The organism is Paenibacillus sp. OAS669 (assembly GCF_014873645.1).
Lineage (GTDB): Bacteria > Bacillota > Bacilli > Paenibacillales > NBRC-103111 > Paenibacillus_S > Paenibacillus_S vulneris.
Map to the genome: position 1 here is coordinate 218,309 of NZ_JADBDR010000010.1, position 26,622 is coordinate 244,930.

The following is a 26,622-nucleotide window of genomic DNA, read 5'->3' on the forward strand; positions in this document are numbered from 1 at the left end:
CCTTTTTCGATATTAACAGAACACATGTGCGGTTTTTTGTGATATGATTAAGCTATCATATGAGCTGGAGGGTGACATGGAGGAAATTACGCGTTGCGGTTGGGTCAATGAGGACCCGTTGTACAAGGATTACCATGATTATGAATGGGGCGTTCCTGTTCATGATGATCGCAAGCTGTTCGAGATGCTGATTCTGGAAGGAGCGCAGGCGGGGTTAAGCTGGTATACCGTGCTCAAGAAGCGGGAGCATTACCGGGTTGCCTTTGACGGTTTCGATCCCGAGCTTGTGGCTCAGTATGATGAAGCTAAGCTGGCCGAGCTATTATCCAACGAAGGAATTATCCGCAACCGGCTGAAGGTACAGGCTGCTGTCACGAACGCACAAGCTTTCCTGAAGGTGCGCGAGCAGTTCGGAAGCTTCGACGCCTATATTTGGCAGTTTGTAGGCGGCAGTCCGATCCGGAATCACTGGTCTTCTCTCCGCGAGGTTCCTGCCAGCACGCCTCAATCAGATGCCATGAGTAAGGATTTGCGCAAGCGGGGCTTCAAATTTGTCGGAACGACGATATGCTATGCATTTATGCAGGCAACAGGCATGGTGAATGACCATATCGTGGATTGCATTGCCTATCGTCCAGATCCGGTCATGAAGTAACTCGCTTAATGAAGCTATGTAATCTTGTGCGTCACGAAAATAGTCCCGAATGGTAAACGGCCCCGATTAAGGGCCTCCAGGATGGTGAGAAACCCTGTTTTGCGCGAAATATGCTATATGTGGAGGCGGGGTATGCCTCGGAGGAGTTTACGTCCGCCTTTGAAGCCCGTGAAAATACCACTAAATCTAATCCCATTCACGGGTTTCAATAGCTAGGGGGCTTTGCGTAGCAAAGCCTGCTTCGGAAGCCTGGCTGGAGGGGCATACCCCACCGGAGTATGATGGCAATAGTTCAAGCTCTATAGGTTTCTCGACAAACTCACGGCCCTGATTAAGGGCCGCTTTCTATTTTTGGCGCATAATGATCCAGCAAATATTTGGAGTAGGCAATCGGATTATAGAAGGATGCCTTCCACTCCTCGTACATTCCGGCTTCCCGAAGACTGTACCGCTGATCCTTGCCGTTACATTCGATAAACAAAGGGAAGCCGTCCGTCGTCATTCCGATATCCAGCCCGAGGTCGGCCATATGAGGAAGGCTTTGGCCTAACTGTCTTGCTACCCGAAGGGAGAAGCTGCGGATGGATTCGATAACACACTCTTGCTGTAGATGAGGATATTCTTCAGCAAGTATGGACTCGAGCCGGTGAACGGACCCGCCTTGAGCGACATTGGTCAGGAACCGGTTAGGGGCGGCAACCTTGACGACGAGCCCGGTTACCTGCCAATCACCGGTTCCATCGCGTTGAACGGACACTCTCATGTCGAAAGGCCTGCCCTGATAAGTAGCCAGCGGCAAATGCTGCTGCACGATATATTGGGTCTTGCGGAATCTTTGCTTTAGAAGGGAAGGAATTCGTCTCCCCTTGAATTCGAGATTCAGCCACTTTTTATTGCGAGTGCTGATGTAGGCAGGATAAGTAAGCCTCCAGCGGTCACCCGAACGCTGCAGTAGCATGACACCGCGTCCGACGCTGCTTCGGTCGGGCTTAATGATCATTTTATCATACAGCTTCATCATGGTATGCAGATTGGACTCTGTTGCCTCGAAGGTACCAGGCAAATGGGGCCGCAAAGAAACATCGTTCATAAGAATCTGATGCGTTTCCAGCTTGCCGTACCGGTTCCATTGATTGAATAACTGGGTCCCGCTGCACACCCAGGAGTGCAGTTCGTCCTGCTCGCGTTGGCCGGGATAAATAGCCCGGTTATGGATCACCAGGGGCATTGGTACCGCTTTACGGATAAACTGGTCGTTTTCCATAACGAAGGCTTTGACGGAGGGATTCCCTATGCGGACATCCTGAATGCGGAAAAAACAGGGGATTAAACCATATTGCATGCCCGCTTCCACATAAAAATGCACTGCTTCATATCTTGTATCCCCGCTTGATAGACGGCGGTACAATTTATCATTGATGAGGATGCCTATATAGGATGGCAGCATGAGGCTCACTCCTTTTTCACACAAACTGGCACTACCGATAGAGATATGGTACAGCATATGCCGCAATGTTCGGTTCAGTGTGGACAGGTGCGGTGGGCATTGATTGAACCTTGGGGCGCATGTCCCTTGCGCTTTTCCCTGCCCTATTATACAAAGTTGCGGATGCCGGGCGTTCCGCATACTTCTGCGGTTGAATACATTGCAGGATAAGTAGTTATTAGCAGAGGAGGCGGCGGCATGGATCGTCCCGTCATCGCTATCGTATCTCCCGGTTCCTTCGTAATCCCCTCGGCGGAAAGCAGCTCGGTGGAACTTGTGATCGAACAGGTGGCCCGTCGGCTGAAGCAGGAGGCAAGACCGCTGATATTCGGTAAAGCAGCAAAAGGCAGACCGCTAAAGGAAATCATAGACGGTGTAAAGTATGTAAGGGTTGGGGCTCCCTCTCCCCGTGCCTATATTCGGAACGTAGGCCGTAAGCTTGCTGCTTATCGACCTCATGTCATCCAGATTGAGAACAGGCCCAGGTACATCCGCTATTTGCGCAGACGATTTCCCCGTGCCAGGCTATGGCTCGTGCTTCACTCGCTTACCTTCGTTTCCAAGCCGCATATCGGGTACGTCGAGCTTCGGGCTTGTCTGGCTGCGGCTAACCGGATCATCGTTAACAGCGAGTTTCTTAAGGAACAGCTTATTCGCTCATTCCCCAAGCTGCACCGCAAAGTTCTTGTGAATCACCTGGGGGTGGATACGGATCATTTTGTTACCCGCTGGTCGGAAGAGGGAGAGAGAGAACGGGAGCGCATGCTGGAGAGAATGGGATTGACCGGTAAAAAGATTATTATGTATGTCGGCAGACTGATTGAGATGAAAGGAGTCCATCACCTTCTTCAGGCTATGCCGCAAATCGTCAGGCAGGTGCCAGAAGCGGTCCTGCTGATCATTGGCAGTGCCCACTACGGGTCGAATAAGGTCACGCCGTACGTACAGGAATTATATCGCCAGGCGGATGGGCTGCGGCAGCATGTCCGATTTATTCCTTTTGTTCCGCATGATGAGATATCCAGCTGGTACCGGCTGGCGGATATATTAGCGGTTCCATCCAACGAGACGGAGGCGTTCGGGCTTGTCAACGTGGAGGCGATGGCGTGCGGAGTTCCGGTGGTCGCCACGAGATCCGGAGGGATGAAGGAAATCATAGAGCATGGATCAACAGGTTATTTGATCGATATCCCGCTGCTTGGGAAGGAGCTCCCTTTATGGATAAGCGCGCTGTTGACGGACCAGGAACGGCTTAGACGGATGGGCGAAGCCAGCATAGCCAGAGTCCATGATCGGTTTACTTGGGAGCATACAGCCCGCAGGTGGATGGATTGGTATCAATCTGCTTCTAAAAAAACTAAAATGAATTAAAGTCGGAAGGGAATTCATAGTATTCCGCTGAACTAAGGGGCATATTCGCCTCTTTTTTTGGTATAAACGAACATTTCTACAAAAATAAAAAACTTTTATACAAAGGTTTATTCCAAAAAGATAAAAAGTAGTTTATAATGGTCACATCAAGGTTCGGACAGGGGGATGCTGCATCATGTTAAAGAGAGAAACAAAGAAGGCGTCTTTACTGTGGGGATTGTTCTGGTCTTTCTGTAAAATCAGCCCGATTACCTTCGGCGGCGGCTACGCTATGATTCCGGCTATAGAAAAAGAAATAGTCGAGCAGCGCCAATGGATGGATGAAGACGAAATTAGCGATGCTTTATCGATTGCAGGCTCTGCACCGGGAGGAATTGGCGTCAATGCGGCTACGCTGATCGGATACCGATTGGGTGGACTTCAGGGTGCCATCGCAGCGGTTATAGGAATCTCGCTGCCTACATTTGCTATTATGCTCCTGTTAACCATAGGCTATTCTGCGGTACAGGATTCAGGGAAGGTGACTGCCGCGTTCGAAGGAATTCATGCTGCGGTCGTTGCGTTTATAGCTGTCGCGGGATGGAGGATGTGGAAATCCGCCGTTCACGATAAAGCGACGCTAGTTATTATTTTGGCCGCTCTGGCAGCCTTATGGTTTTCGGGATTGCATCCGGCGATATTGCTGCTCCTGGGCACCTTGGCAGGTATCATAGTGTACAAGTGGAAAGAAAAGCTTGGAACGTTCGCAGCAGAAGATAAAAAACAACAGCAGGACATACCCGCTTCGGCGCCAGCCTCAGGTCAATATATTTGGGGAGACGGGATTTGATCGGGCTGCTGGCAGGGGGGAGGCGTTAGTATGCTTCTGGCGTTATTTTTAACTTTTTTCAAAATAGGTCTCGTCTCCTTTGGCGGCGGGTACGCAATTCTCTCGGTCATTGAGCACGAGGTAGTAGTGAGCCATCAGTGGATGACGCCGGAACGGTTCGCCGATGCGGTTTCGCTGGCAGGCATGTCACCCGGTCCGATAGCTACGAACAGCGCGGTGCTTATCGGTTATAATACCGCGGGACTTCCAGGGGCGGCAACATCAGTATTGGGTATGATTCTCCCTTCTTTTATCATTATTATAGCTTTGGCGCTGTTCTTTTATAAGAAGGGGAGCAGCAGCTTCATGCAGATGATATTTTACGGCCTCAAACCGATGGTAGCGGCGATGGTGGTCTTTGCTGCTTATCGTGTTGGAGTTAATGGCCAAACGATGCTCGGAATGAACGGACATACGCTTGCCCAACTCCTTATTTTTGCCTTGGCGGTGATAGGCATTGTCAAATATAAGCTTCATCCGCTTGTCGTATTGTCTGTATCTGCTTTGATGGGGACGGCTTTTTTTTACCAGTAGTATTGCTTTTCATAGAGTTTGCAGGGCTGCGGCCTTGCAAACTCTTTTTTTCTATGGCGGAATAGAGTGATCCTTAAGAAAAGACATCCAACCGTATTTCCTTGCGGTTATTGGGGGCTTCAGCCCGAATCATCTGAACTAAGAACTCGAGAATGGTAGTCAGGAAACGGTATGCGGCTTTTCCATGATGAATTACTAGCCCTACTAGTCGGCTGCCCGTTGCTGACCGGCTCAGTAGGAATACAATAACGTATCATCGCCTGTATAGATTGGGAGTGAACATGGGAGCATGGACATACGAATTGGCAAGACATTCCGAAGGCTGGCACGCAGCTATGACCTGCAGATACAAAGATTGGAATCATATGATTCGGTTTATAGAAAAAACGTCGCCTTCCGGGCGGTAACAGAACAGGGAGACTATTTGATCAAGCCATATGTCAATCCCTTGATAGCCCCCGAAAGACATTTGAGACAGCTTACGAAAAGCATCGGGCATTTGATAGCTCTGAACTATCCGCAGATGCCTAAATGGCGATTGACCAAAAGAGGGGCCATCTGGAAGGTATACAAGGGCAAGCGGTATTATGTGACGGAGTGGGTGGAAGGCAGAGAGCTCGTCATCGAACAGGATTACGAGGAGCTGGGAAAATCCGTAGCCCATCTGCATGCGATTACGAAAGGGCTCCCTGACGGAGATATCGGAATCAACAGTACGCGTGCCCGGATCAAGCTGCTAAAGCTTCATTATGATTTATTTAATCAACAGCTCGAACGTGTCAAGCTGAGGCGCGATTCCATCGGGAGATGGTTTCGGAGGCATGGCGGGCATTGCCAGGAATTGACCGAAGAAGCGTGGGCCCGGATTCGTGATCATGATATGAAGCCGTTGTGGCGCGAGGAGCGGCAGGCTCCCTCCATCATCCATGGCGATGTGACGACACCCAACGTGGTCATATGTCCTCATGGGTTGTATTTGGTTGATTGGGACCGGTCGGGTTGGGGATCTACTTACGAGGAATTAGTCAAGCTGCTGCTCAACACGACGAATTATCAAATCCCAATGATGGATGCCGTTCTGCGTGGTTATGAATTTATCAAGCCGCTCCAGCCGCTGGAACGGATACTGATTAGTGCATTATATCGGATACCGCGTGAAGCGTTGTACGTTACCCCAAGTATTGCGGGCGGACGCTATTCTCCAACGTTTACTATTCTGAAGGAAACCTGGAAGGAACGGTTGAACGCGATTCGATGGATAGATGAGTGGGTGGCGGTAAAAAACGGGTGAAGGGACGGAGCTGTGATGTCACTGTGGCCGGAGCTTGAGGCAAGGTATGGCATTCAAATTACCGGAGTAAAAAAAGTCCGCGACGTATACCAGTTAAAAACAGTATCCCATGGCTATCTGTGCTTAAAAGGCTATAAGGTTCCAGAGGATGAAATACGTTTTATCACTCATGTCCTCCAATATTTGGAGTCAGCCGGCTTTGACAAAAGTCCCAGAGTGCTCCCGGCGCTAGATCAGGCTTGTTGGCATACTTGGGAATCGGGCCACTACACATTGACGAATTGGGTTATTGGTAAGCATCCTGATATGACCTCGAGATCAGATTTTAAAAAGACGGTTCGCACTTTGGCAAAGTTCCACAGGCATGCTGCAGCGTTTTCCGAGGGGATAGCGCCAGAATCAAGAATTCGATACGGCAAGCAGACGGAGCAGTTAGCCGAATATATTCAACTGCTTCAGTCGTACAAGGGAATGGAACCCTATATTGCACTGTGCGATATTGTCATGTCCGATTTAAGGCAGCCGGGAATTGTAAGAGCAATAGAACAGGAGCAAGCGCAGCGCACTTTTGTCCATGGAGACTACAATTATCCCAATCTGATAATAAATAGCTCAGGCCGGCTTCAAATGATAGATTTTGAAAACACATCGCTGCATCTACGTATGCAGGACTTATCCCATGTGCTACACCGGAATTTTCCTTGGCAGGCGAGGAGCATGCTTCGCTGGATTGAGTATTACGACAGCAAGCGAACGATATCGAAGGAGGAGAGGCTCCTTCTTCGGCTGCTGCTCCTGACCCCTTATCCGGTTGTGAGGTCGCTTCGTCTAAATCAGCCGCTAAACCGGTTGGACCCGCCTCTTCCCTCTGGAAGGCACTTCGAAAGGTATATCCGGGATTTGGATGTATTGCTCTAGCACCCGATGGCTCATCGGGTGCTCTTTAGTATGCGAACCGGTCATTCTGATGAATGACTGACAGGTACGTCATTTTCGGCATGTTCGCAAATAAATGGATTAAGATGGTAATACAATGAGTTATTCGACCAGTAGGAGGGATTAGGACATGCAGCTGCAGGAGTTAGCGGCCCATTTATTCGATGTGCTGCATATCGAAGGAGATCATACGGTGAAAATTTCCGGTATTCAGATGGACTCCAGAAAGATTCGTCCCGGGGATCTTTTTGTCTGTGTTCCCGGCATCGACGGCTTCTTGGAGGATCGTCATCATTATGCCTCCGCCGCAGCTGCCCAAGGAGCGGCTGCATTTGTAGTGGAGCGGGAAGTCGAGGCCGACGACACTATACCGCGCGTGTATGTTAAGAATGCGAGATATGCCTTGGCTGTGCTATCGGCATCCTTTTACGGTTATCCGAGCAATGAATTGAAAGTGATCGGTATTACCGGAACCAACGGAAAGACAACCACGAGCTATATTATCGACCATCTCCTTCGTGATCAGGGCTTGAATACCGGCATGATGGGCAGTATAGTTACCCGAATCGGTGATGAAGTGGCGACATTCGGGACGAATACGCAGGAGCCGCCTGATTTGCAGCGCAACCTTCGAAGAATGGCCGACGCACAGGCGGATTTCTGTGTTATGGAGGTGAGCTCCCAGGGACTGGATATGGGAAGAGTCATAGGGACCCGGTTCCGTACGGCCATATTTACGAATCTGACGCAGGATCATCTGGATTACCATCTCACGATGGAAGCCTATAGGGAAGCTAAGGGACGCTTCTTTGCGAGACTGGGTAATGCGGCAGGGCCTGACTCTTCGTTTGCGGTTCTGAACGCGGATGATGAAGCATCCGATTATTTTCGCAGGCAGACGGCTGCGCAGATTATCACTTACGGTATCAGAGAGGAAGCGGATGTGAAGGCGAGCGATATCCGATTAACTGCCGGCGGGACCGAATGCACCGTTTCCTTCCGAGGGAGCCATGCCCAGGTTCGGCTGCCGTTGGTCGGTCTGTTTAATGTATACAATATGCTGGCTGCATTCTCCGCTCTATTAATAGAAGGAATACCTCTATCCTCGCTGGCCGAAGGGATAAAAACCATGAAGCCTGTCAAAGGAAGGTTGGAGTCCGTTGATGCCGGCCAGCCATTCTCCGTATTCGTGGACTACGCGCATACGCCGGATGGGCTGGAGGAAGCGTTGAAAGCGATTAAAGAGTTTGCCCGCGGTAGGCTCATTACTGTCTTCGGGTGCGGGGGAGACAGGGACCGGGCCAAGCGCCCTGTTATGGGAGCTATTGCCGCCCGGTACTCGGATAAGATCATCTTGACCTCGGATAATCCGAGATACGAGAATCCGGATACGATTATGCTGGACATTCGCAAGGGATTGCAGCAAGCGGGGTATGCCGAAGAGCGATACGAAATGATCGCGGATAGAAAAGACGGCATTAGCCAGGCCATTCAATGGGCAGCTCACGGCGATGTTGTTGTCCTTGCGGGCAAAGGACACGAACAATATCAGGTTATTGGGGGCGAGACACAGCCCTTTGATGACCGTAAAGCCGTGCTGGAAGCCTTAAGCGAAAGAAGGAGCAGAGGCATGGAAAAGGGGGAGGGCCATTGATTCAGCGGTACTGTGATGAAATAGAACGGATGGTTCAAGGTTCGGGGTTATCGGAGCATTACCGGAATACTGCGATTACCGGAGTGTCTATTGATTCGCGAACTTTGAAGCCGGGCAGCTTGTTCATTCCTATCGTCAGAGAGAAGGACGGCCATCACTACATTCATGAAGCGATAAGCAGGGGGGCCGCGGCATGTCTATGGCAAGCGGATCACCCGTCTCCACCAGATCGCTTCCCTGTCATCTTTGTCGATAACTCGTTAACTGCCTTGCACCGGCTGGCGGGTGAGTACCGCCGTCAGCTTAAAGTAAGGACGGTGGGCATTACAGGCAGCAACGGCAAAACAACGACGAAGGATTGGGTTGCTTCGCTGCTGGCAACGGCTTTCAAGGTCGAGTATTCTGACGGCAATAAAAATAATCATTTCGGCGTTCCGCTTACCCTCCTGCAGCTGAAGGAAGATACGGAGATTGCCGTTCTGGAAATGGGGATGAGCGGCCTCGGAGAGATTGATCAATTATCGCGGTTAGGCCGACCGGAAGCTTCGATCATAACGCTGATCGGCGAGTCACATTTGGCGGAGCTCGGCTCCAGGGAAGCTATCGTTCAGGCCAAGCTGGAAATCTGCAACGGAATGGAGGGGCCGGGCGTTCTTGTTTATAACGGGGATGATCCTATGCTTGGGGCAGCGGCAGAGCGGCAATTATCGGGCAAGGAGGTCCGGACGGTTCGATTCGGTACCGGTTCGCATAATGATTATTACCCGCTATCCGTAGCCCTGAGCTTCCGGGGGACGCATTTTACCTGCCATCCCCGGCCCGAAATACAATACACCATCGGATTACCCGGAAGGCACTATGTGACCAATGCGCTAGCTGCATTGGCTGTTGCCGATTATTTCGGCGTTCCGGCCGAAAGGACGGAAAGAGGCTTGCGGGATGCGGTTTTATCTGGAATGAGAATGGAAGTGATCCGAGGGGGAACGGGTTTTACCTGGATTAACGATTCATTCAATGCAAGTCCGACCTCGGTAAAGGCTGCTTTGTCTTACCTTCATGAGCTGGAAGGGTATAGACGCAAGATTTTGGTGCTTGGCGATATGCTGGATTTAGGGGAGCAAGAGATTGATTTTCACCGGGAAATCGGTGAGCTGCTGGATCCGCACAAAGTAGACTGCGTTTTGACGCTCGGCAAGCTTTCCGCGGAAATAGCACATGCCGCCTCCGGGACATTCCCTCCCGGCAGTGTCGAAGCGTTTGAACGAAAATCGGAATTGGCCAGGGCCATAGGACTCATTGCTGTACCGGGTGATGTAGTCTTTCTGAAGGGCTCCCGCGGTATGCAGATGGAGGAATTGATTGCAATGGTTGACGGGGGCTAAGCCCGACGGCCTACAGGAAGCCTGGAAGTGACTGGGTTTGCGCCTATTTTTGTATGGGTTAATGACTTCCTCCTGGGTGAATGCATATGTTACAAAAGACTACTTTATGGTTGCCAAAGTCTATTGTTAATGCAATTCACAGGTGAACCATCACGGGGAGGAAGTGCAAAATGAAGAAGCGCAGCGGCCGTAACGCCGCCAAAATCACCCCGCTAGGCGGCAGGCGGAGCGGCAGTTTTAACGAACTGAAATGGCTTGATGAGGAACAGACGAAGGATAAAGTCGTCAAACGGAGTCATCGGGAACCAGGGGATGTAAGTATAAGTCAGGTGGCGCTGCAAGATGAAGAAGAAGATGAACTGAAGTTCTTGGATAGCGATACTCTTCAAGGGGACAGATCTTCCGCGGGTGCTTCCAGAAGCGATTCCAGGGTCAACGTCAAAAACGATGCCAAAATCGAATCCAGGGGTGAATCTAAAAGCGAGCCCAAAAGCGAGCCCAAAAGCGAGCCCAAAAACGAATCCAAAAACGAATCCAAAAACGAGCCAAGTCATCAAGAGCCTTCGGTGAAGTCATCATCCGTATTTAAGCCTCTTCATGTGCAGCCGATGCTGCAGCAGCGCAAGCAAGCGTCTCCCAACAATCCGGTTGTATATACGGATGATATTGCCGATGAGGCGGTAACACAGGAGAAAATTGCCCGCAATGCGGTAGACGGGAGCAAAATCAAGCGCGGCACCATCGGCCAGGAGCAGCTGGCGGATTACGCGGTCAGTACGTCTAAGCTTGGTGACCGCAGCGTCACACAGCAAAAGCTCGGAATTCGCTCTGTTACAGAAGAACATATTGCTCCTTATGCGATTTCGGGAGATAAGATTCAAGAGAGGGCTATTAGCGGCGAGAAGATCCAGGATAACAGCATTACTTCCGATAAGCTGGCCGATAAGACCATAGACGCGATAAAAATTGCCGAGAGGTCCATTCATACGAAGCATTTGGCAGAGGAAGCGATTACCGGCGAATTGATTCTCAATCAATCGATTACCTCGGAGAAGATCAAAAGTGGAGCCATCCAGACGAACAATTTGGCCAACTATGTCGTCAATACGGCTAAGCTGGCGGATCTGTCCGTAACGACGGAGAAGCTTCGCGATCAATCGGTTACGGCCAGCAAGATTGCGGACGGGGAGATCACTTCACAGAAGCTGGGAAGCCATTCTATTACCGAAGATAAGATCGCTCCGTGGAGCATCACGAAGGAGCATCTGCAATCTGCCGTCATTTTGCACGAGCACTTATCCGGTGAAATTATCCGCAGCGGCAACATAGCGGCAAATCAGGTAACTGCGGAGCATTTGGCAGCCGAGTCTGTGTTGAATGAGCATCTGCAGGACGGGGCGGTTACTTCCGAGAAACTCGGCAGACAATCGGTTACCGGAGCACACCTTCAAGAGCAATCAGTTGAAAGCAGACATCTGCAGTCCAAAGCGGTGGAGACTCGTCACTTGGCGGATAGCTCAGTCACCGCCGATAAGCTGACTGAACAGAGCGTAGGAGCTCAACAGCTTTGCGACGGTTCTATCCATGCTTCGAAGCTTCAAGACGGGGCGGTAACTTCGCCGAAGCTGGCCAAAAGGGCGGTAGCCGCAGAGCATTTGTCTGGCGGCGCCGTAGGGAGCACTCATTTGGCTGAGAAGGCGGTGCAGTCCAGCCATATTGCAGCGCAAGCCATTAGTAAAGAGCATCTTCAGGATCAATCGGTGATTACGGCGAAGCTTCAAGACAGGGCAGTTACCTCCGAGAAGCTGGCGTTCGGTTCGATTCAGCACCAGCATATCCAGGAGGGGGCCGTTACGACAGGGCAAATGGCTAACCAGAGCGTAACGACCTCCAAGCTGGCGAGCGAATCGGTATCTACGGATAAGTTAACGAATTTGTCCGTGACGACGGCCAAATTAGCTCATTCCAGTGTAACCAGCGAGAAAATCGGACGCGAAGCTGTGCTTGGCGAGCATCTGGGGGTCGGCTCTGTTCAATCTGCGAATGTGGCCAAAGCCGCCATCAAGACATCCCATATCGCAACGGAAGCCATTACGAGGGAGAAGCTGTCAGACCGCGCCGTCACGTCGGAAAAGATTGCCGATAACGCCGTGTTAAGCGAGCATTTGGCTTCCGGTGCTGTAAAATCATCCCATCTTGTCCCTGGGATCATTGGAACGACCCACCTCCAGGATCAATCGGTGACAAGCGCCAAGCTGGAACCCGGGGCGATTGAAACGAGGCATCTCGGCAATGAGGTAGTCGGCAATGAGCAGCTGAGCAGAGGGGCAGTTGGAACCGAGCATCTTCAGGAGCAGGCTGTGACTTCTTCCAAGCTAGGCAGCGGCGCCGTTCATACCCTCCACATAACAGAAGCGGCCGTCGGCAGCGCTCAGCTGCAGGAGCGGTCGGTGACAAGCTCCAAGCTGGCACGGGGTGCAGTTGAGTCGTTGCATTTATCCGAGGGGATCGTTGGAAGGGAGCATTTGCAGGAGCAATCGGTAACGAGCTCCAAGCTGGTTGCCGGGGCCGTGGAATCCGAGCATTTGTCCGATGGGATCGTTGGGACCGAGCATTTGCGCGAGCAGTCTGTAACGAGCTCCAAGCTGGCGATAGGCTCAGTCGAAGCGGTACATTTGTCGGTAGGAACGGTAGGAACGGAGCAGCTGCAGGATCACTCCGTTACCGGGGCAAAGCTTGCTGCGGGGTCTGTGAAGTCCACCCATCTTGTCGAAGGCGTCGTAGGCACGAGACATCTCCATGAACAGTCAATAACTGGCTCCAAGCTGGCTCTGGGCGCCGTTAAATCCGATCACCTGGCGGAAGGCGCCGTGGGCAGCGATGCGCTTGCCGATAGCTCAGTAGGAACGGAGCATTTGCAGGACGGGGCGGTTATGGGCTCCAAGCTGGCTTGGGAAGCGGTCAGCGGCAGACATTTGTCTCATGGTTCAGTGGGGACGGACCACCTGAAGGAGCGATCGGTAGCGGCATCCAAGCTGGGATTAGGGATCATAAGCGGGGAGCATCTATCTGACGGAGCTATTGGAGCCAAACACATCAGTGAAGGAGCGGTCGGCAGCATACAGTTGATGGATGCCTCCGTGACCACAGCGAAGCTGGCCCCGGGTTCGATCGGATCAGTCCACCTCGCACCGGAGGCTGTAGGAACGGAAGAGCTTGGAGCGGAAGCGGTCGGCACAGTGCATCTGCAAGGGGGTTCCGTCACGGGCTCGAAGCTTGCGGCAGGAGCCGTAGAAGCCGTCCACATTACTGCAGGAGCTGTAGGCAGCGAGGAGCTGGCAGAAAGCTCAGTAGGAACGGAGCATATACAGGATGCTGTTGTAACCGGAGTGAAGCTTGCACCAAAAGCAGTAGGATCCGTTCATATTACACCTGGAGCCGTCGGCAATGAAGAGCTGGGCGAAGGAGCCGTCGGAACGGGAGAGCTTCAGGAAGGAGCTGTAACCGGAGCGAAGCTCGCATCCAATGCGGTGGAATCGGTGCATATTAGTTCAGGGGCCGTAGGCAGCGAACAATTGAGTGAAGAAGCCGTCGGAACGGAGCATTTGCAGGATGGTGCCGTGACTGGAGCAAAGCTTGCGGTGAACGCAGTGGAGTCGGTGCATATCAGCACAGGGGCCGTAGGCAGCGAACAATTGAGTGAAGAAGCAGTTGGAACCGAGCATTTGCAGGATGGCATCGTGACAGCAGCAAAGCTTGCGTTGAACGCGGTGGAGTCGGTGCATATCAGCACAGGGGCCGTAGGCAGCGAACAATTGGATGAAGAAGCTGTCGGAACGGAGCATTTGCAGGATGGCATCGTGACAGCAGCAAAGCTTGCGGTTAACGCGGTAGAGTCGGTGCATATCAGCGGAGGGGCCGTAGGCAGCGAGCAATTGGGTGAAGAAGCTGTCGGGATGGAGCATTTGCAGAACGGCATCGTGACAGGAGCAAAGCTTGCGGTGAATGCAATCGAGTCTGTGCACATCAGCGCAGGGGCCGTAGACAGCAAGCATTTGAGTGAAGAAGCCGTCGGAACGGAGCATTTGCAGGCCGAATCCGTAACCGGGGAGAAGCTGGCGCTGAACGCGATAGAATCGGTACACATCCGTGCGGGAGCTGTCGGCAACGAAGAGCTTAGTGAGGGTGCCGTGGGAACCGAACAGCTGCAGGCCGAATCCGTAACCGGAGCGAAGCTGGCGCCGAACGCGGTAGAATCGATTCACATCCGTGCTGGTGCTGTCGGCAACGAGGAGCTGAGCGAAGGAGCCGTCGGAACCGAGCAGCTGCAGGAGAAAGCTGTAACGGGAGAGAAACTGGCGCCGCTCGCAGTAGAATCGATACACATTAGCGCAGGAGCCGTCGGCAGCGCCATGATAAGTGAAGGAGCCGTTGGATCGAAGCAGCTGCAGGAAGGGGCTGTTACCGGAGCAAAGCTGGGGATTGGTTCCGTCGAAGCTGCCCATATTACGGCAGGAGCCGTAGGGAGTGCCGAACTCAGCGAGAACGCCGTGGGAACGGAACATTTGCAGGAAGGCGCTGTGACCGGCCCCAAGCTGGCGGCAGGCGCAGTCGCTTCTGTTCATATCGCTGCCGGAGCTGTAGGAAGCCTGGAGCTCGGAGTGGGAGCGGTAGGTACCGAGCAGCTGCAGGAGTCTGCGGTTGATGGCTCCAAGCTTGCGCTCGGAGCCGTGGGAACGGAGCATCTCGCAATTGGGGCCGTAGGGAGCGACCAGTTACAGGAAGGCGCTGTAACGGCCGATAAGCTGGCTCCTGGAGCTGTCTTTGCGGAGCATATCACGGAAGGTGCCGTCAGCGCCGGGCATATCGCCGCCGATGCCGTCGGAACCGAACAGCTGCAGGACAGCATAATCACTAGCGCGAAGCTTGCCGCGGCATCGGTTACCCTCGAGCACATGGCGGCAGGTTCTGTCGGCAATGAGCAGCTTGCGGCAGATGCCGTCAGCACACACAATCTGCGGGATACGTCAGTTACAAGCACGAAGCTGGCTGTCGGCTCCGTAGAGAGCAGGCATCTGGCTGTAGAAGCTATAGGAACGGCGAAGCTGCAGGATCAATCGATAGCATCGTCGAAGCTTCAGGATCAATCCGTGACGTCATCGAAGCTTGCTCCTACCAGCGTAGAAAACCGCCATCTGGCATCCGACAGCGTCACCAGCTCCAATCTCCGGAACAGTTCCGTCACGAGGGAAAAAATTGCCCAAGGCGCAGTAGGGACCGAGCACTTAAGCAATGATTCTGTCGATGGACTGCATATTAAGCAGGAGTCCATCTCCGGTTACCACATCATGCCGGGCAGTATTTCCGAGCTTCACCTGGAGCCCGGATTAATCGAGCGGTTAGCCGCCGCGGTATCAGCGGTAACGGAGACTCAGGCAGACTTGGAAACGGCAGAAGCTCTGGAGGATGTGGAAGTCGCTACGGTTAAAGAAGCTCTAGAATCAGACGATGCTCCTGAAGCAGCGGAAGCCCTAGAGTCCGAATTCCAGGAAGATGAGCCGCCGGTTTTTTTCGAGCCAAGGGCCATAGAATCCATTGGAAGCGAACAGCTGCAGGACGGTTCCATCGAGACAAGGCATATAGCGGACGGAGCGGTCACCACGCAGCAGCTTTCCTTCCAGCCCGTGCAATCGGGAAGTCGTTCCGCTGCGCTGCAGCATTTCGGCCTCGCCTCTTTTGCCATGCGCGTGGAGGAGGAAATGGTGGATCTAATCATTGAATTTGATGAAGCGTTCGCTGACGAGAGCTATGTATTGGTTGCTACGACCTCGAATCCGTCCTGCTACGCCATCATTCACGAGAAATGGAAGGATAGAGCGTTGCTGCAGGTCGTTCGAAGCAAGTATTCGCCTGAGCTGCTAGGGGTTATCAATTGGATTGCAATCGGAACTAAAGCTTGATGAATTGGCGGGTAACGATATAATGATAGGGATGGGAGCCGTTTATTGAAACGGCTTCTTTATATTTTCAAGCTAGAAGAAATATAATGTTCACAGAAATAATTCTTTTCAAAATAGTTCGACCATGTTATTATTTCGTATAGAAATATTTCTTGTACGAAATAGTTTCGGACTGGAAACAAAAATGTGTCGGGGAAGGGGGCTTACATAGCGTGTAGAAGGGCCGGTCGCGAAAACAACATGAATCTTGCACAAAAGCCAGCTATCTCATCGAAAAATAGCCGACAGGTTCGGGTTTTTCGCAGGGAATATTGCCCAAACCTACCTTGTTCGACCTCTTTCGGTGTGGTATATTTTTGTGTATAAATATTTCGCCTACGAAATAAGTCGGAGGGTTGGCAAATGAGCAGAGCTATGCAAATCGGCAATTCTATACGGAAGCTGACAAAAATTTTTAATGCTACGATGGGGAAGGACCTTAAGGAAATCGGGTTGACGACTCCTCAAATCGCCACGATTGGTCAAGTGTACTTCGAACGTAAAACGATCGGGCAAATATCGGAATGTACCCAGCTGTCTTACAGCACGGTTTCCGGTATTATTGACCGGTTGGAACGGGACGGGTGGCTTGAACGGGTCCGGGACGAATCGGACCGGCGCATCGTCTGGATCAGACGAACAAGCAAGATCGAAGCAGTGAAAGAAAAGCTCCATTTTTTCCAGGAGAGCTTCTACGAGAATTTGTTGGCGGATTTGAATCAGGAGGAGCTGGATACGATCATTCGGTCCTTGGATCTGCTGACTACTTATTTAGAGAAGAAGGTTGAGGAGAAAACATGAAGAAGAAACAAGTCTTGTCCATCATCCTTGCGGCGGCTGTTGTCGTGGCAGCCGGGGGAGGGTACACCTACTGGTATCAAGGGCATTATTTTATCAAGACAGAGGATTCAAGAATTACAGGCGATATTTATCGCGTTATGCCCCGGATTTCCGGCAAATTAACTTCTCTAGCGATCAATGAAGGAGATACGGTCTTGTCCGATCAAATCGTCGGCCAGCAGGATAACACGAACCTGGCTACGAGCAATCTGGATCAGGCCGCATTGCGTTCACCGATCGAAGGAACGGTTATCAAGACGAATGCGAAGGTCGGCGAGGTAGTGTCTCCAGGACAAACGGTCGCTATGATCGTTAACAAAAAAGACTTGTACATTTCAGCGAACATTGAAGAAGGAGATATTAACCGAGTTAAGGTCGGGCAAACGGTTGAATTCACGGTTGATACTTTCCCGGGGGCCAAATTGACAGGAAAGGTTAAAGAAATCGGTGAAGCGACAGCAGCCACCTTCTCCCTTCTGCCTGCTACAAACACCAGCGGGAACTTTACCAAGGTAACCCAGCGCATACCGATCAAGATTTCCATCGACAGCCAGGATGGACTCGCGTTAGCTCCGGGTATGAGTACTACTATTAAAATTCATTTGAAGGGGTAAGGGAAATCAGCCATGAGAAAAAAACAGATGACATGGATCCCGGCGATCCTTTCATTAGCCGTTGCATTTGCACTTCCTGGATGCGGGGATGTTAACGGCAAGGCCAATGCGGCTCAAGAACTATCGGTTAAAGCGATCAAACTGGGCCAGAACGTGGATTCCGGATTGAGCGGCAAAATTATTCCTGACCAAGAGGTTAAGGTAGTTTCCAAAGGCAGCGGCAAGGTAGCGAACGTTACCGTAGACGAGGGAGCCGTTGTCAAAAAAGGCGACGTGCTTGTCCAACTGGAAACCGACGATTTGACGCAGCAGGTCAAGCAAGCCGAAGCGGCACTGGTCGCATCCCAGGCAAAGCTCGCCGATACGCAGGCAGGCGCCAGAACGCAAGAGATTCAAGGGCTCGAAAGTGCCGTGCAGGCAGCCAAAGCTTCTCTCGAGCAGGTGAATGCGGCTGTTGACCAGGCTAAGGCAGCTTTCGACTTATCGCAAAAAACATATAATCGGCTAAGAAATATGTACGACAGCACTAATACCGTTACTAAAGAGGATATGGATAAAGGAACGTTCGATTACGAGAAATCAAAAGCGGCTTACGATCAAACTGTAGCCCAGCAAGCTGCGGCGCAAGCGCAGGTATCTGCCGCCCAATCCAAGCTGGATCTGGCCAAAAGCGGCGCTACCGGCAATACGATTGAAGCGCTGCAAGCGGACGTGAACCGCACAAGTGCCGGCGTGGAGCTGGCTAACAGCGCATTGGCGAATGCCACCATTTCTTCGCCTATTGACGGCATTGTTGTCAAGCGCAGCATTCAGCCTGGGGAAATGGCTCAGCCGGGCGTAGCCCTGCTTACGGTCGTTAAAATGAACCCGGTTCAAGTGGAGCTAAGCGTTCCCGAAGCGCAAATCGGCAAAATGAAATCCGGGTCCGACGTCGAAGTGAAGGTTGCCAATGTGCCTAATAAATCGTTCGCAGGCAAAATTTCTTTTGTAAGTCCTGTATCGAACGCCAACAGCACAACGTTCCCTGTGAAAGTAACCATCGATAACACCGAAGGCTTGCTGATGGCGGGAATGCTGGCTGAAGTTCACATGAAGGATACCGAGCAAAAGAACGGCCTGGAAGTTCCGAAATCGGCTCTGATTAAAAAAGACAATAAAACCTTCGTCTACGCTGTTCAAGACGGTACAGCCAAGCTGGTTGAAGTAAATACAACCGACAAAAATGCGGATTGGGTTTATGTAAAAGATAATGCAACCCTAAAGGCGAATGCACAAATTATCATCAATCCAACAGATCAATTGGCGGACGGCAGTAAGGTGAAAGTGGAATAGGGGGCATTACCGTGGCTGAACAGTCTCAACACACACAAGCTCCTCTAGCGGATCAGAACCAAGAAGCCAGCTTCTGGCTACCGCTGATCGCTATTATTCTGGCAACCTTCGTATCGGTGCTCAGCAGCAGCTTGGTCAACGTAGCCCTGCCTAAGCTGTCTACCGTATTCGGAGTTCCCACGACGACGATCCAATGGGTGGTTACGGGATTTATGCTGGCTTCGGCCGTTGTTATCCCGGCGAGCGGCTTCCTGTCAGCCCGTTTTGGAAGCAAGAAGCTGCTTGTTATTTCCGTTATAGGCTTCACGATCGGATCGTTCCTGTGCGGAGTCGCATGGAATGATTCGAGCTTGATCGCTTTCCGGATCTTTCAAGGCTTGACCGGTGGCTTCATCATGCCTGTCGGGATGACGGTCATGTATACGATTGTTCCACGGCATCAGATCGGCCTTGCAATGGGAATCTGGGGGGTCGCCGCCATGGTTGCCCCTGCGCTCGGTCCGACTCTCGGGGGCTATCTGGTTCAGTATTACAGCTGGAGAACGCTGTTCTTTCTTAATGTGCCGATCGGCATTATTGCAGCTATCGCATGTTATGTATTATTGAGGGAAAGCCCGACGAATCCGAAGCTGAAGTTCGATATATGGGGGGCTGTCTTTTCGGTCACCTTCTTCGGAACGCTTCTGCTGGCACTCAGTAAAGGCCAAACGGAAGGCTGGACTTCGCTTTATATTGTCAGCTTGTTCTATATTTCCGCTGTGAGCCTGGCGCTGCTTCTTTGGGTTGAATTGACTACAGATCAGCCGCTGCTGGATTTAAGAATATTTAAAAATCTTAAATTCTCGGCGAGTACGCTAACATCGGGTCTTGTCATGATGGCCATGATGGGCGGTACGTTCCTGATGCCGATTTACCTGCAGAACGTTCAGGGGATGACGGCCATGGACTCGGGGATTCTGCTGCTTCCGCAATCGGTTGCGATGGCATTGATGATGCCCATCAGCGGTAAGCTGCTGACGAAGCTCGGTATTTTGCCGCTGGGTATTGTAGGTCTGTTGATTCTTGGTGTTACCACCTATGAGCTTCATAGGCTGACCGCCGATACGGCGCATATATGGATTAACGTATTGCTAACGATCCGCGGACTCGGTATCGGTCTTTGCATGATGCCTATTTCGACAGTAGGTATGGGAGCTGTGCCTAAAGAACAGATCAATAACGCATCCCCGTTATCCAACGTATTCCGTCAGGTTATGTCATCCATGGGGATCGCGATATTGACTACCATTATGAGCACGCGCCAAACGTTTCATAATTTCCGGATTTCCGAGAACGTTCCGAGCACCTCGGAGGCAGCCAGCAGTGTGGTTTCCATGCTCTCTGGCGCGTTAACACAGGGCGGAGTGGATTCGGCAACGGCCAGCGGCACCGCGTTGACCTATATTGCCGGCTTCATTCAGAAGGAAGCCTTGGTTCGAGGTATTGCAGATACCTTCTATATTTCGGCAATTCCGGCATTTATATGCATTCCGCTAGTCTTTTTACTAAGAGACAAGAAGAAGCCTCAAGAGCAGTCTGCTCCGGCTAAAGCTCCGGAAGAAGCGTCATCCGGCAAGCCGGCTTCAGCGGGGATTCAAGCAGAACCTGTCAAAGCTTAATCATTACTTAAATTTAGCAAAATTCTGGAGGAAACAATCAATGAAAAACGTATGGGGAAAAACAGCATTGGCGTTCACCTTAGTTATGTCCACAGCATCGATGCCTATTGCTTCCGTATGGGCCGATGAAGCGGGTCAAGTCTCCGTCGTGAATGCGCCTGTCTATCAGCAGCTGACCGATTCGCTTCGCGTACAGGTCAAAAGCGTGCTGAACGAGAAAACATCGGACGGCGTCAATATCGGGGTCGTTGTCAATCTGAAAAATGACAGCTCCGTTTCCAAGCGTGTACCGGATTACGAGCTTCGCGTCAAAACGGAAGACGGTACCGTATATACATTGGTGGGCAGCTCCACGAATGTCCACTCGGCACTTCCTAATTCGGAAGCCGAGCTGAGCTACATGATTAAGCTCGACAACAAAGATGCCGTCGGCTTATCTGAGCTGCAATGGGTCGACGTGGACTGGAATGTATACCCTAAAACGGAAACGACGGTCCTGGCGGTTCCTATTTCCGGATTAAGCTGGGCAGGCGCCGATGCGGTGATTACCGATCCGTCTGCAATCAAAAATTGGGGCGACGCCTTCACCATAGCATCCAACAATCTTCCTTTGACTTATATTCCTGTCGATATGGATAAACAAAATAATGGCCAAAAAACAGCTTATGTCGTTAAGCTGATGGTTGAGAACAAAGGTGCCTCTACCGTGACGGTCCCTGATCTAGTATTGGAAGGGAAAGACGGAACCTCCTCCTTCCAGGGGAAACAGGTTGAACAGGCCAAAGTGACAGTGGAACCAAATGAGAAGAAATACGTTCATTATGCTATTGAAACCAATCAAGATACGATCTTGAAGACGATCAATGTTCTGACGCCGGAAAGCTTTGTACAGACCGACGCCAAAGGACAAAGCACAGCCGTCAGCTATACGGTCGGACGTATTCAAATCGTGCTGCCGGAAGGCGGCAAAGTACCGTCCGCCCTGCAGCCGGTCAATTATACCTATAACACGAAAATCGCATTCGATACGCTGAGCAAAGTGGTCAATTCCGATGTCGATGTTTCCTTGGTTGAGCTGACCATGCATGAAAACCAGGGCATCGGCTACAAAACGGCCATTGCCAAATTCAAGTTAACGAATAACAGCGATTCTCCAATTCCTGTACCGGCATTTGGGGCCGAGTTGAACACCGCTCAGGGAGTAAGCTACGCTGGCAGCAGACAAATCAATCCGCCGAAGCAGCTTATGCCTAAGCTGTCCCACATCGTAAGCTACTCCTTCATCGTTCCGAACACAGAAGAGGGACAAACGATGGTTCTGAAGCTTTCCGATACGCAAACGGCAGCTCCGTACAAATCGGCTATTGCAGCCTTGAACGTGACAATGCAGCCGCTCGCTCAGCCTGAGGATGTCCTGTCCTTCTATCCGTTCCAAGTGAAGGTGGAGAATTGGAGCATTCAAGCTTATACGAACCTGGCAACAGCTACGATGCCTCAAGTCACCTACGGCTACAAGCTGAAAATGAACTTGGATATCAAGCAAACGGACAATGTCGTAGTCGATCAAGATTTCTCCAAAATGAAGGTAGCCCTGGTCGATTCCGCAGGCCGTACTTTGGCAGAAAACGATTTGGCGTTTACAGACAGCGGCGGTATCAACAAATTGGTATCCGGCGAAGTGATCGTAGACTTTAATAAAGTACGTTCGGATTATCAGGATACCGACCTGACCATCCAAATGTACGAAGCCATTCAAACCGAGTTCGGCGAAGCCAAACGTCTGGTCGCTGTATTTAAATAAGTTGAGACTTGTCCCGCGTTTCCAGTTGATGGAGGCGCGGGATTTACATTGATGGTATGAAGAGGAGCCCAGAAATGGAGACAGAACAAGCAGTACTGGAGCAAATGGAAGAGACATCCAGGCGTATCATGAGAAAACTGGTTTCCTACGGTAAGTATGTGGACCGCCGTTTTTCCGGTTCCCAGGTGAGTGCTCTTCAAACTATTGAATTTTACGGATCGTTAAAGGTATCGCAATTGGCGGAATGCTTATCGCTATCGTCGAGCGCGGTTACTTTGCTGTGCGATAAACTGATTCATAACGGATACCTTCAAAGAGAGCGCAGCTTGGATGACCGGAGAGTCGTCTGTCTGGTCATTACACCGTTAGGCAAGGAGATGCTGCAGCAGCTGCTGGATAAAGAAAAAGAAGTAATCAGCCGCTGGCTGACAGGAATATCTCTGGATGAAATGAAGCAGTTTAGCAATACGTTACATCGGATTAGGGAGAACGTAAAAAAATTGTAAAGGATGTTCATAAAACATTCACGAAGTTTTTCAGAAAGGTCATTCACAAACAAGTTTAATTATGATATATTTCGTGTAGAAATATTTCCTATACGAAATATATAGAAATAGAAGGAATGGAGAGAGATCTATGAATACCAAACGTTTTGCAAAACAAACCATTACAGGTGGGGTGGCAGCTGCTTTGCTGCTGGGAAGCTTTGCTTACGCTCCACAAGTAAAACCGGCTTATGCGGCTGAAGTACAGCAGACTGCAGCAGCCAGCTCGCCGATTATTGCGAACTACCTTCGCAACCTGGCTACTTACACATCTTGGGTGGCAGACAAAGATGAAGAATACGTAAGATCGGATCTGTATTCGGGTAAAAACTTGGTTCAAGCGTCCGGATTGCCCGGTGGTGAATTGAGGGATAAATTGGTAAGCAATTTCAACTGGTTCGTTGATAATAATGCGCCTAGCAGCCTGACTTCCGAGCAAATTCAACAAATTAAGGAAGAAGGCGCTCGTCAAATTGGCGAAGCGATCCAAGTGCCAGGTTATGAACCAGAAGTGAAAAATGTCAACGTGAATTTAGATGCTGTCATTAAACAACGTCTCAGTATTATGGCGTCCGATGTAGCTGCTATTGCTAACGAGGATTACGAAAATCTGACATCAAAATTGGATTCCGGTTATTCTTTAGCTAATGCAACCGGAGTAGACAGAACTACCCTGTATAATGCCTTGGTTACCTTGATGAACGAAAGTATTGACAATGCAGTAGGACAATTGTCTGTTGATCCGGATAAAGTCCAAAAAGCTAAAGCGGATGCTTCTCAAAAAATTAGTGAAGTGCTGGCAACACCAGGAGGCTATCAATCATCTAGTGAACAACAACCACAAAGCAATACAGGACTTGATGCGGTCATTAATAACCGTTTGGCGCTGATTATCAGTGATGCAGCTACTATTGCTGACAAAAACTACAGCGATGTTATTGTTGATCTTCAATCCGGTAAAACTTTGCCGCAAGCCGTTGGTTTAAGCCAGTCGGATCTTTCGATCAAATTAAATGAAACCATTCAGCACGAGATTGATCATGCAGCAGAGCAAAATGGTATCGATGCAGATACTGTAGCAAAAGCTAAAAGCGATGCTGGCTCCAAAATCAGCGAAATCTTATCGACTGAAGGGTACACAGGTAAAGTAACTGAGCAGCAAGCTAATAACATTAACTCTCAAGTGCAAGCAAGATTGAAAGGCATCATATCGGATGCGGCTATCATCGCGGATAAAGAAATTTATGAAATCCAAGATTTGGTGGATCAAGGCGGAAGCTTAGCGACAGCAACAGGAATTTCCGGTATGGATTTGTTTGAACGTCTTATGACACCTATTAACCAATACATTGACGGATTGTCTTCGGATGCCGATGTTGTGGCAGCAGCAAAAGCTAAAGCAGCTGAACAAGTGAGAACCTGGGTTAATATTGGTTTCAATAATTAATCTTTACCTCTATAAAAAATGAGAAGCGCAAAGGCAAAAAAGCCTTTGCGCTTTTTATATCTGTTCAAATTGAAGGTTTTGAAAGAAGAAATCAAGGAAATGATTGAAATTGTCATATTAAACCCCTATAATTATCGACATAACCATCAAAACGGAATGGTCATCAAGTAGATTGGCATTTGGAGTGAAGTGGAAAATGGGCGATCAGGATTTGTCCAAGGGCGAAGAAAGACGCAGTAAAATTTTAACGGTTTTGAAAACGCAGGGAAGAATCACGATTCAGGATATTATGGACAAGTTCGGCTGTTCCGAAGCGACGGCTCGCCGTGACCTTGATTATTTGGTAAAGACGGAAGCGGTTATCCGAACGATTGGAGGTGCGCAATTCGAAGGCATATCCGGAATGCGGGAAGCCTCCTTTCACGAGAAGAGGCAGCTTCTGTGGGTAGAGAAGGAAATCATTGCGGCCAAGGCCGCCTCGCTGATCGAGGAAGGCGATGTTATAGGCCTTACAGGCGGAACGACGACTTATTTGATTGCCAAAGAGATCAAGACGAGAAGGAATATTACCGTCGTGACCAACGCGGTAAATATTGCCATGGAGCTTGCCGACAGCGACGGAGTGCAGGTAGTTCTTACCGGAGGCGTTATGCGCAAAAACAGCTTTGAGCTGTGCGGCCCTTTAGCGGAAAAAATAGTCGAAGGCTTGAATCTCGGTAAAATGTTCATGGGTGCGGATGGGCTTGCCCTGGAGCAGGGAGTGACCACCTATTCCGAACTGGAAGCGCAGATCGCCAGGCTGCTGATCCAGAGGTCCGTCAAAACATATGCTGTGGTCGATCATTCGAAGATTGGGAAGGCGTCTTTGTTCGGTATTGTACCGTTGTCGTCTTTGGATGGCTGCATAACGGATGCACCCTTAAGTGCGGAGCTGGCCGCTGCGCTGGACCAGGCTGGCATTGAAGTGTATATTGCAGACTCTCGGAGCTGAAGCATAAAAGGAAGGGATTGGGGAGAGATCATGGGGTTCACGATAGGAATGGATATCGGCGGAACGAACATCGTATGCGGATTGGTCGATTCAGACGGCAAGCTGTTAAATAAAATCAAGCGGCCTACGGAAGCGGGGCTTGGAAGCGGATACGTCTTTGATAAAATCAGCGGGATGGTGAATGAGCTTCTTGCCGCAGCAGGAATCACTCATAGCGATGTGAGTGCGATTGGTGTCGGCACCCCCGGTTTTATAGATCCGGAGAAAGGCATTACTCTATTCGCCAGCAATTTGAAGTGGACCCAGGTGCCGACAGCCGAAGAAATTCGCAGACGTACCGGGATACCCACCTATATCGATAACGACGTCAGAATGTATGTCTACGGTGAGGCTGTTGCCGGCGCAGCAAGAGGCTACGACCATGTACTGGGCATAACGATCGGAACCGGCTTGGCGGCTGCCGTGGTGAATCGGGGGCAATTGTATTACGGGAGCGGTTATATGGCAGGGGAGCTCGGACATATTCCTTTCCCGGAAATTCCTTATGATTGCGGCTGCGGTCTGCACGGTTGTCTGGAGACCGTCGTTTCCGCAACCGGGATCGCCCGTCAGGCAAAGGATCAGCTTGCGGCCGGCCGTGACAGTGTAATGAGAGAGTGGATGGACGCGAATCCGGGCTCAAGCCTCACCGCAGCGGATGTCTCCAAAGCCTATGATGCTGAAGACCCGCTTGCCGTGGAGATTATGAACTATACCGGAAGGCTGCTTGGCAAGGGCTTAGCGGCGGCAGTTACTTTGTACAGTCCAGACATGATAGTCATCGGCGGGGGAGCTGCATTAGCCGGAGAGCGGTTGTTCGCACCGATGCGAGAGCAGCTGCAGAACTCGGTCTATTCGGGATATTGGGAGCGGCTGACGATCGCGCAGGCGCAAATGATTGATGATGCGGGGATCGTCGGAAGCGCTATGGCGGCCGGACAGCGGCTTAAGCAGGCAAGCACAGTGTAATCCTACTTGATCATAAAAAGCCTTGGCATAAGCCCAATGTCATTAAGTTACGTTTAGAGACAAGACTGGGAATAAAAAATGGAATCTAAAACGGCGTGGGAAAAGCCCTGTGCCGTTTTTTTAGTGCGCCACGCATGGCGATTAACTAGGCGGTGAAAGTCCGCTGTGGGGGCTCGTAGTTGCCAACCACTAGCCAAGAGCAAGGGTGTC

19 protein-coding genes are annotated in these 26,622 nt (G+C 50.8%); 18 read left to right on the top strand and 1 reads right to left on the bottom strand.

The window, feature by feature from the left end; genetic code table 11:
• Nucleotides 1-76: 76 nt before the first annotated feature.
• Nucleotides 77-655 (top strand): DNA-3-methyladenine glycosylase I, encoded by a 579-nt coding sequence (locus GGC63_RS22070; protein ID WP_192704143.1) that lies wholly within the window; start codon nucleotides 77-79, stop codon nucleotides 653-655.
• Nucleotides 656-986: 331 nt separating this feature from the next.
• On the opposite strand, the gene GGC63_RS22075 is transcribed toward GGC63_RS22070, so the two are convergent.
• Nucleotides 987-2,102 carry a YheC/YheD family protein gene (locus GGC63_RS22075; RefSeq protein WP_192704144.1) on the bottom strand — a complete coding sequence of 372 codons (1,116 nt, stop codon included), beginning with the start codon at nucleotides 2,100-2,102 and terminating at the stop codon, nucleotides 987-989.
• A gap of 237 nt (nucleotides 2,103-2,339) precedes the next feature.
• Here GGC63_RS22075 and GGC63_RS22080 point away from each other — a divergent pair, with 237 nt between their 5' ends.
• The 17 genes from GGC63_RS22080 (at nucleotide 2,340) to GGC63_RS22160 (ending at nucleotide 26,412) form a co-directional block, all read left to right on the top strand.
• Nucleotides 2,340-3,512, top strand: a complete 1,173-nt coding sequence (locus GGC63_RS22080; RefSeq protein ID WP_079909919.1) for a glycosyltransferase family 4 protein — start codon at nucleotides 2,340-2,342, stop codon at nucleotides 3,510-3,512.
• A gap of 175 nt (nucleotides 3,513-3,687) precedes the next feature.
• A complete protein-coding gene (locus GGC63_RS22085; RefSeq protein WP_079909920.1) occupies nucleotides 3,688-4,341 on the top strand; it encodes a chromate transporter in 654 nt (217 codons plus the stop codon).
• A gap of 30 nt (nucleotides 4,342-4,371) precedes the next feature.
• On the top strand, nucleotides 4,372-4,914 hold the full coding sequence (locus tag GGC63_RS22090; RefSeq protein ID WP_192704145.1) for a chromate transporter: 543 nt from the start codon (nucleotides 4,372-4,374) through the stop codon (nucleotides 4,912-4,914).
• A 289-nt stretch (nucleotides 4,915-5,203) separates the two neighbouring features.
• Nucleotides 5,204-6,205 (top strand): phosphotransferase, encoded by a 1,002-nt coding sequence (locus GGC63_RS22095; RefSeq protein WP_192704146.1) that lies wholly within the window; start codon nucleotides 5,204-5,206, stop codon nucleotides 6,203-6,205.
• 15 nt (nucleotides 6,206-6,220) lie between these two features.
• The gene (locus GGC63_RS22100) at nucleotides 6,221-7,123 is read left to right on the top strand and encodes an aminoglycoside phosphotransferase family protein (RefSeq protein WP_192704147.1); all 903 of its coding nucleotides are present in this window, start codon (nucleotides 6,221-6,223) and stop codon (nucleotides 7,121-7,123) included.
• Between the two features lie 148 nt (nucleotides 7,124-7,271).
• Nucleotides 7,272-8,795, top strand: coding sequence for a UDP-N-acetylmuramoyl-L-alanyl-D-glutamate--2,6-diaminopimelate ligase (locus tag GGC63_RS22105; protein ID WP_192704148.1), 1,524 nt, complete (start codon nucleotides 7,272-7,274; stop codon nucleotides 8,793-8,795).
• Complete coding sequence (locus GGC63_RS22110) at nucleotides 8,792-10,177, top strand: UDP-N-acetylmuramoyl-tripeptide--D-alanyl-D-alanine ligase (protein WP_412973883.1); 1,386 nt, start codon at nucleotides 8,792-8,794, stop codon at nucleotides 10,175-10,177. The genes GGC63_RS22105 and GGC63_RS22110 overlap by 4 nt, the downstream gene beginning before the upstream one ends.
• 170 nt (nucleotides 10,178-10,347) lie before the next feature.
• On the top strand, nucleotides 10,348-16,137 hold the full coding sequence (locus tag GGC63_RS22115) for a WIAG-tail domain (RefSeq protein WP_192704149.1): 5,790 nt from the start codon (nucleotides 10,348-10,350) through the stop codon (nucleotides 16,135-16,137).
• A gap of 402 nt (nucleotides 16,138-16,539) precedes the next feature.
• Nucleotides 16,540-16,977 (top strand): MarR family winged helix-turn-helix transcriptional regulator, encoded by a 438-nt coding sequence (locus tag GGC63_RS22120; protein ID WP_079909927.1) that lies wholly within the window; start codon nucleotides 16,540-16,542, stop codon nucleotides 16,975-16,977.
• Nucleotides 16,974-17,630, top strand: coding sequence for an HlyD family efflux transporter periplasmic adaptor subunit (locus GGC63_RS22125; RefSeq protein WP_192704150.1), 657 nt, complete (start codon nucleotides 16,974-16,976; stop codon nucleotides 17,628-17,630). The genes GGC63_RS22120 and GGC63_RS22125 overlap by 4 nt, the downstream gene beginning before the upstream one ends.
• Before the next feature lie 12 nt (nucleotides 17,631-17,642).
• A complete protein-coding gene (locus tag GGC63_RS22130; protein ID WP_192704151.1) occupies nucleotides 17,643-18,962 on the top strand; it encodes an efflux RND transporter periplasmic adaptor subunit in 1,320 nt (439 codons plus the stop codon).
• A gap of 11 nt (nucleotides 18,963-18,973) precedes the next feature.
• A complete protein-coding gene (locus GGC63_RS22135) occupies nucleotides 18,974-20,620 on the top strand; it encodes a DHA2 family efflux MFS transporter permease subunit (RefSeq protein ID WP_192704152.1) in 1,647 nt (548 codons plus the stop codon).
• 40 nt (nucleotides 20,621-20,660) lie between these two features.
• On the top strand, nucleotides 20,661-22,421 hold the full coding sequence (locus GGC63_RS22140; protein ID WP_192704153.1) for a hypothetical protein: 1,761 nt from the start codon (nucleotides 20,661-20,663) through the stop codon (nucleotides 22,419-22,421).
• Between the two features lie 74 nt (nucleotides 22,422-22,495).
• Nucleotides 22,496-22,927: a MarR family winged helix-turn-helix transcriptional regulator gene (locus GGC63_RS22145; RefSeq protein WP_192704154.1), complete on the top strand. Its 432-nt coding sequence runs from the start codon at nucleotides 22,496-22,498 to the stop codon at nucleotides 22,925-22,927.
• Between the two features lie 130 nt (nucleotides 22,928-23,057).
• Nucleotides 23,058-24,413: a hypothetical protein gene (locus GGC63_RS22150; RefSeq protein ID WP_192704155.1), complete on the top strand. Its 1,356-nt coding sequence runs from the start codon at nucleotides 23,058-23,060 to the stop codon at nucleotides 24,411-24,413.
• A gap of 196 nt (nucleotides 24,414-24,609) precedes the next feature.
• The gene (locus tag GGC63_RS22155; protein WP_079909934.1) at nucleotides 24,610-25,404 is read left to right on the top strand and encodes a DeoR/GlpR family DNA-binding transcription regulator; all 795 of its coding nucleotides are present in this window, start codon (nucleotides 24,610-24,612) and stop codon (nucleotides 25,402-25,404) included.
• Between the two features lie 30 nt (nucleotides 25,405-25,434).
• Nucleotides 25,435-26,412, top strand: coding sequence for an ROK family protein (locus tag GGC63_RS22160; protein ID WP_192704156.1), 978 nt, complete (start codon nucleotides 25,435-25,437; stop codon nucleotides 26,410-26,412).
• Nucleotides 26,413-26,622: the final 210 nt, after the last annotated feature.

Bases quoted from the DNA above. Each gene is read 5' to 3' on its own strand.
- GGC63_RS22070 (WP_192704143.1), top strand. From the start codon at position 77: ATGGAGGAAATTACGCGTTGCGGTTGGGTCAATGAGGACCCGTTGTAC.
- GGC63_RS22075 (WP_192704144.1), bottom strand. From the start codon at position 2,102: ATGCTGCCATCCTATATAGGCATCCTCATCAATGATAAATTGTACCGC.
- GGC63_RS22080 (WP_079909919.1), top strand. From the start codon at position 2,340: ATGGATCGTCCCGTCATCGCTATCGTATCTCCCGGTTCCTTCGTAATC.
- GGC63_RS22085 (WP_079909920.1), top strand. From the start codon at position 3,688: ATGTTAAAGAGAGAAACAAAGAAGGCGTCTTTACTGTGGGGATTGTTC.
- GGC63_RS22090 (WP_192704145.1), top strand. From the start codon at position 4,372: ATGCTTCTGGCGTTATTTTTAACTTTTTTCAAAATAGGTCTCGTCTCC.
- GGC63_RS22095 (WP_192704146.1), top strand. From the start codon at position 5,204: ATGGACATACGAATTGGCAAGACATTCCGAAGGCTGGCACGCAGCTAT.
- GGC63_RS22100 (WP_192704147.1), top strand. From the start codon at position 6,221: ATGTCACTGTGGCCGGAGCTTGAGGCAAGGTATGGCATTCAAATTACC.
- GGC63_RS22105 (WP_192704148.1), top strand. From the start codon at position 7,272: ATGCAGCTGCAGGAGTTAGCGGCCCATTTATTCGATGTGCTGCATATC.
- GGC63_RS22115 (WP_192704149.1), top strand. From the start codon at position 10,348: ATGAAGAAGCGCAGCGGCCGTAACGCCGCCAAAATCACCCCGCTAGGC.
- GGC63_RS22120 (WP_079909927.1), top strand. From the start codon at position 16,540: ATGAGCAGAGCTATGCAAATCGGCAATTCTATACGGAAGCTGACAAAA.
- GGC63_RS22125 (WP_192704150.1), top strand. From the start codon at position 16,974: ATGAAGAAGAAACAAGTCTTGTCCATCATCCTTGCGGCGGCTGTTGTC.
- GGC63_RS22130 (WP_192704151.1), top strand. From the start codon at position 17,643: ATGAGAAAAAAACAGATGACATGGATCCCGGCGATCCTTTCATTAGCC.
- GGC63_RS22140 (WP_192704153.1), top strand. From the start codon at position 20,661: ATGAAAAACGTATGGGGAAAAACAGCATTGGCGTTCACCTTAGTTATG.
- GGC63_RS22145 (WP_192704154.1), top strand. From the start codon at position 22,496: ATGGAGACAGAACAAGCAGTACTGGAGCAAATGGAAGAGACATCCAGG.
- GGC63_RS22150 (WP_192704155.1), top strand. From the start codon at position 23,058: ATGAATACCAAACGTTTTGCAAAACAAACCATTACAGGTGGGGTGGCA.
- GGC63_RS22155 (WP_079909934.1), top strand. From the start codon at position 24,610: ATGGGCGATCAGGATTTGTCCAAGGGCGAAGAAAGACGCAGTAAAATT.
- GGC63_RS22160 (WP_192704156.1), top strand. From the start codon at position 25,435: ATGGGGTTCACGATAGGAATGGATATCGGCGGAACGAACATCGTATGC.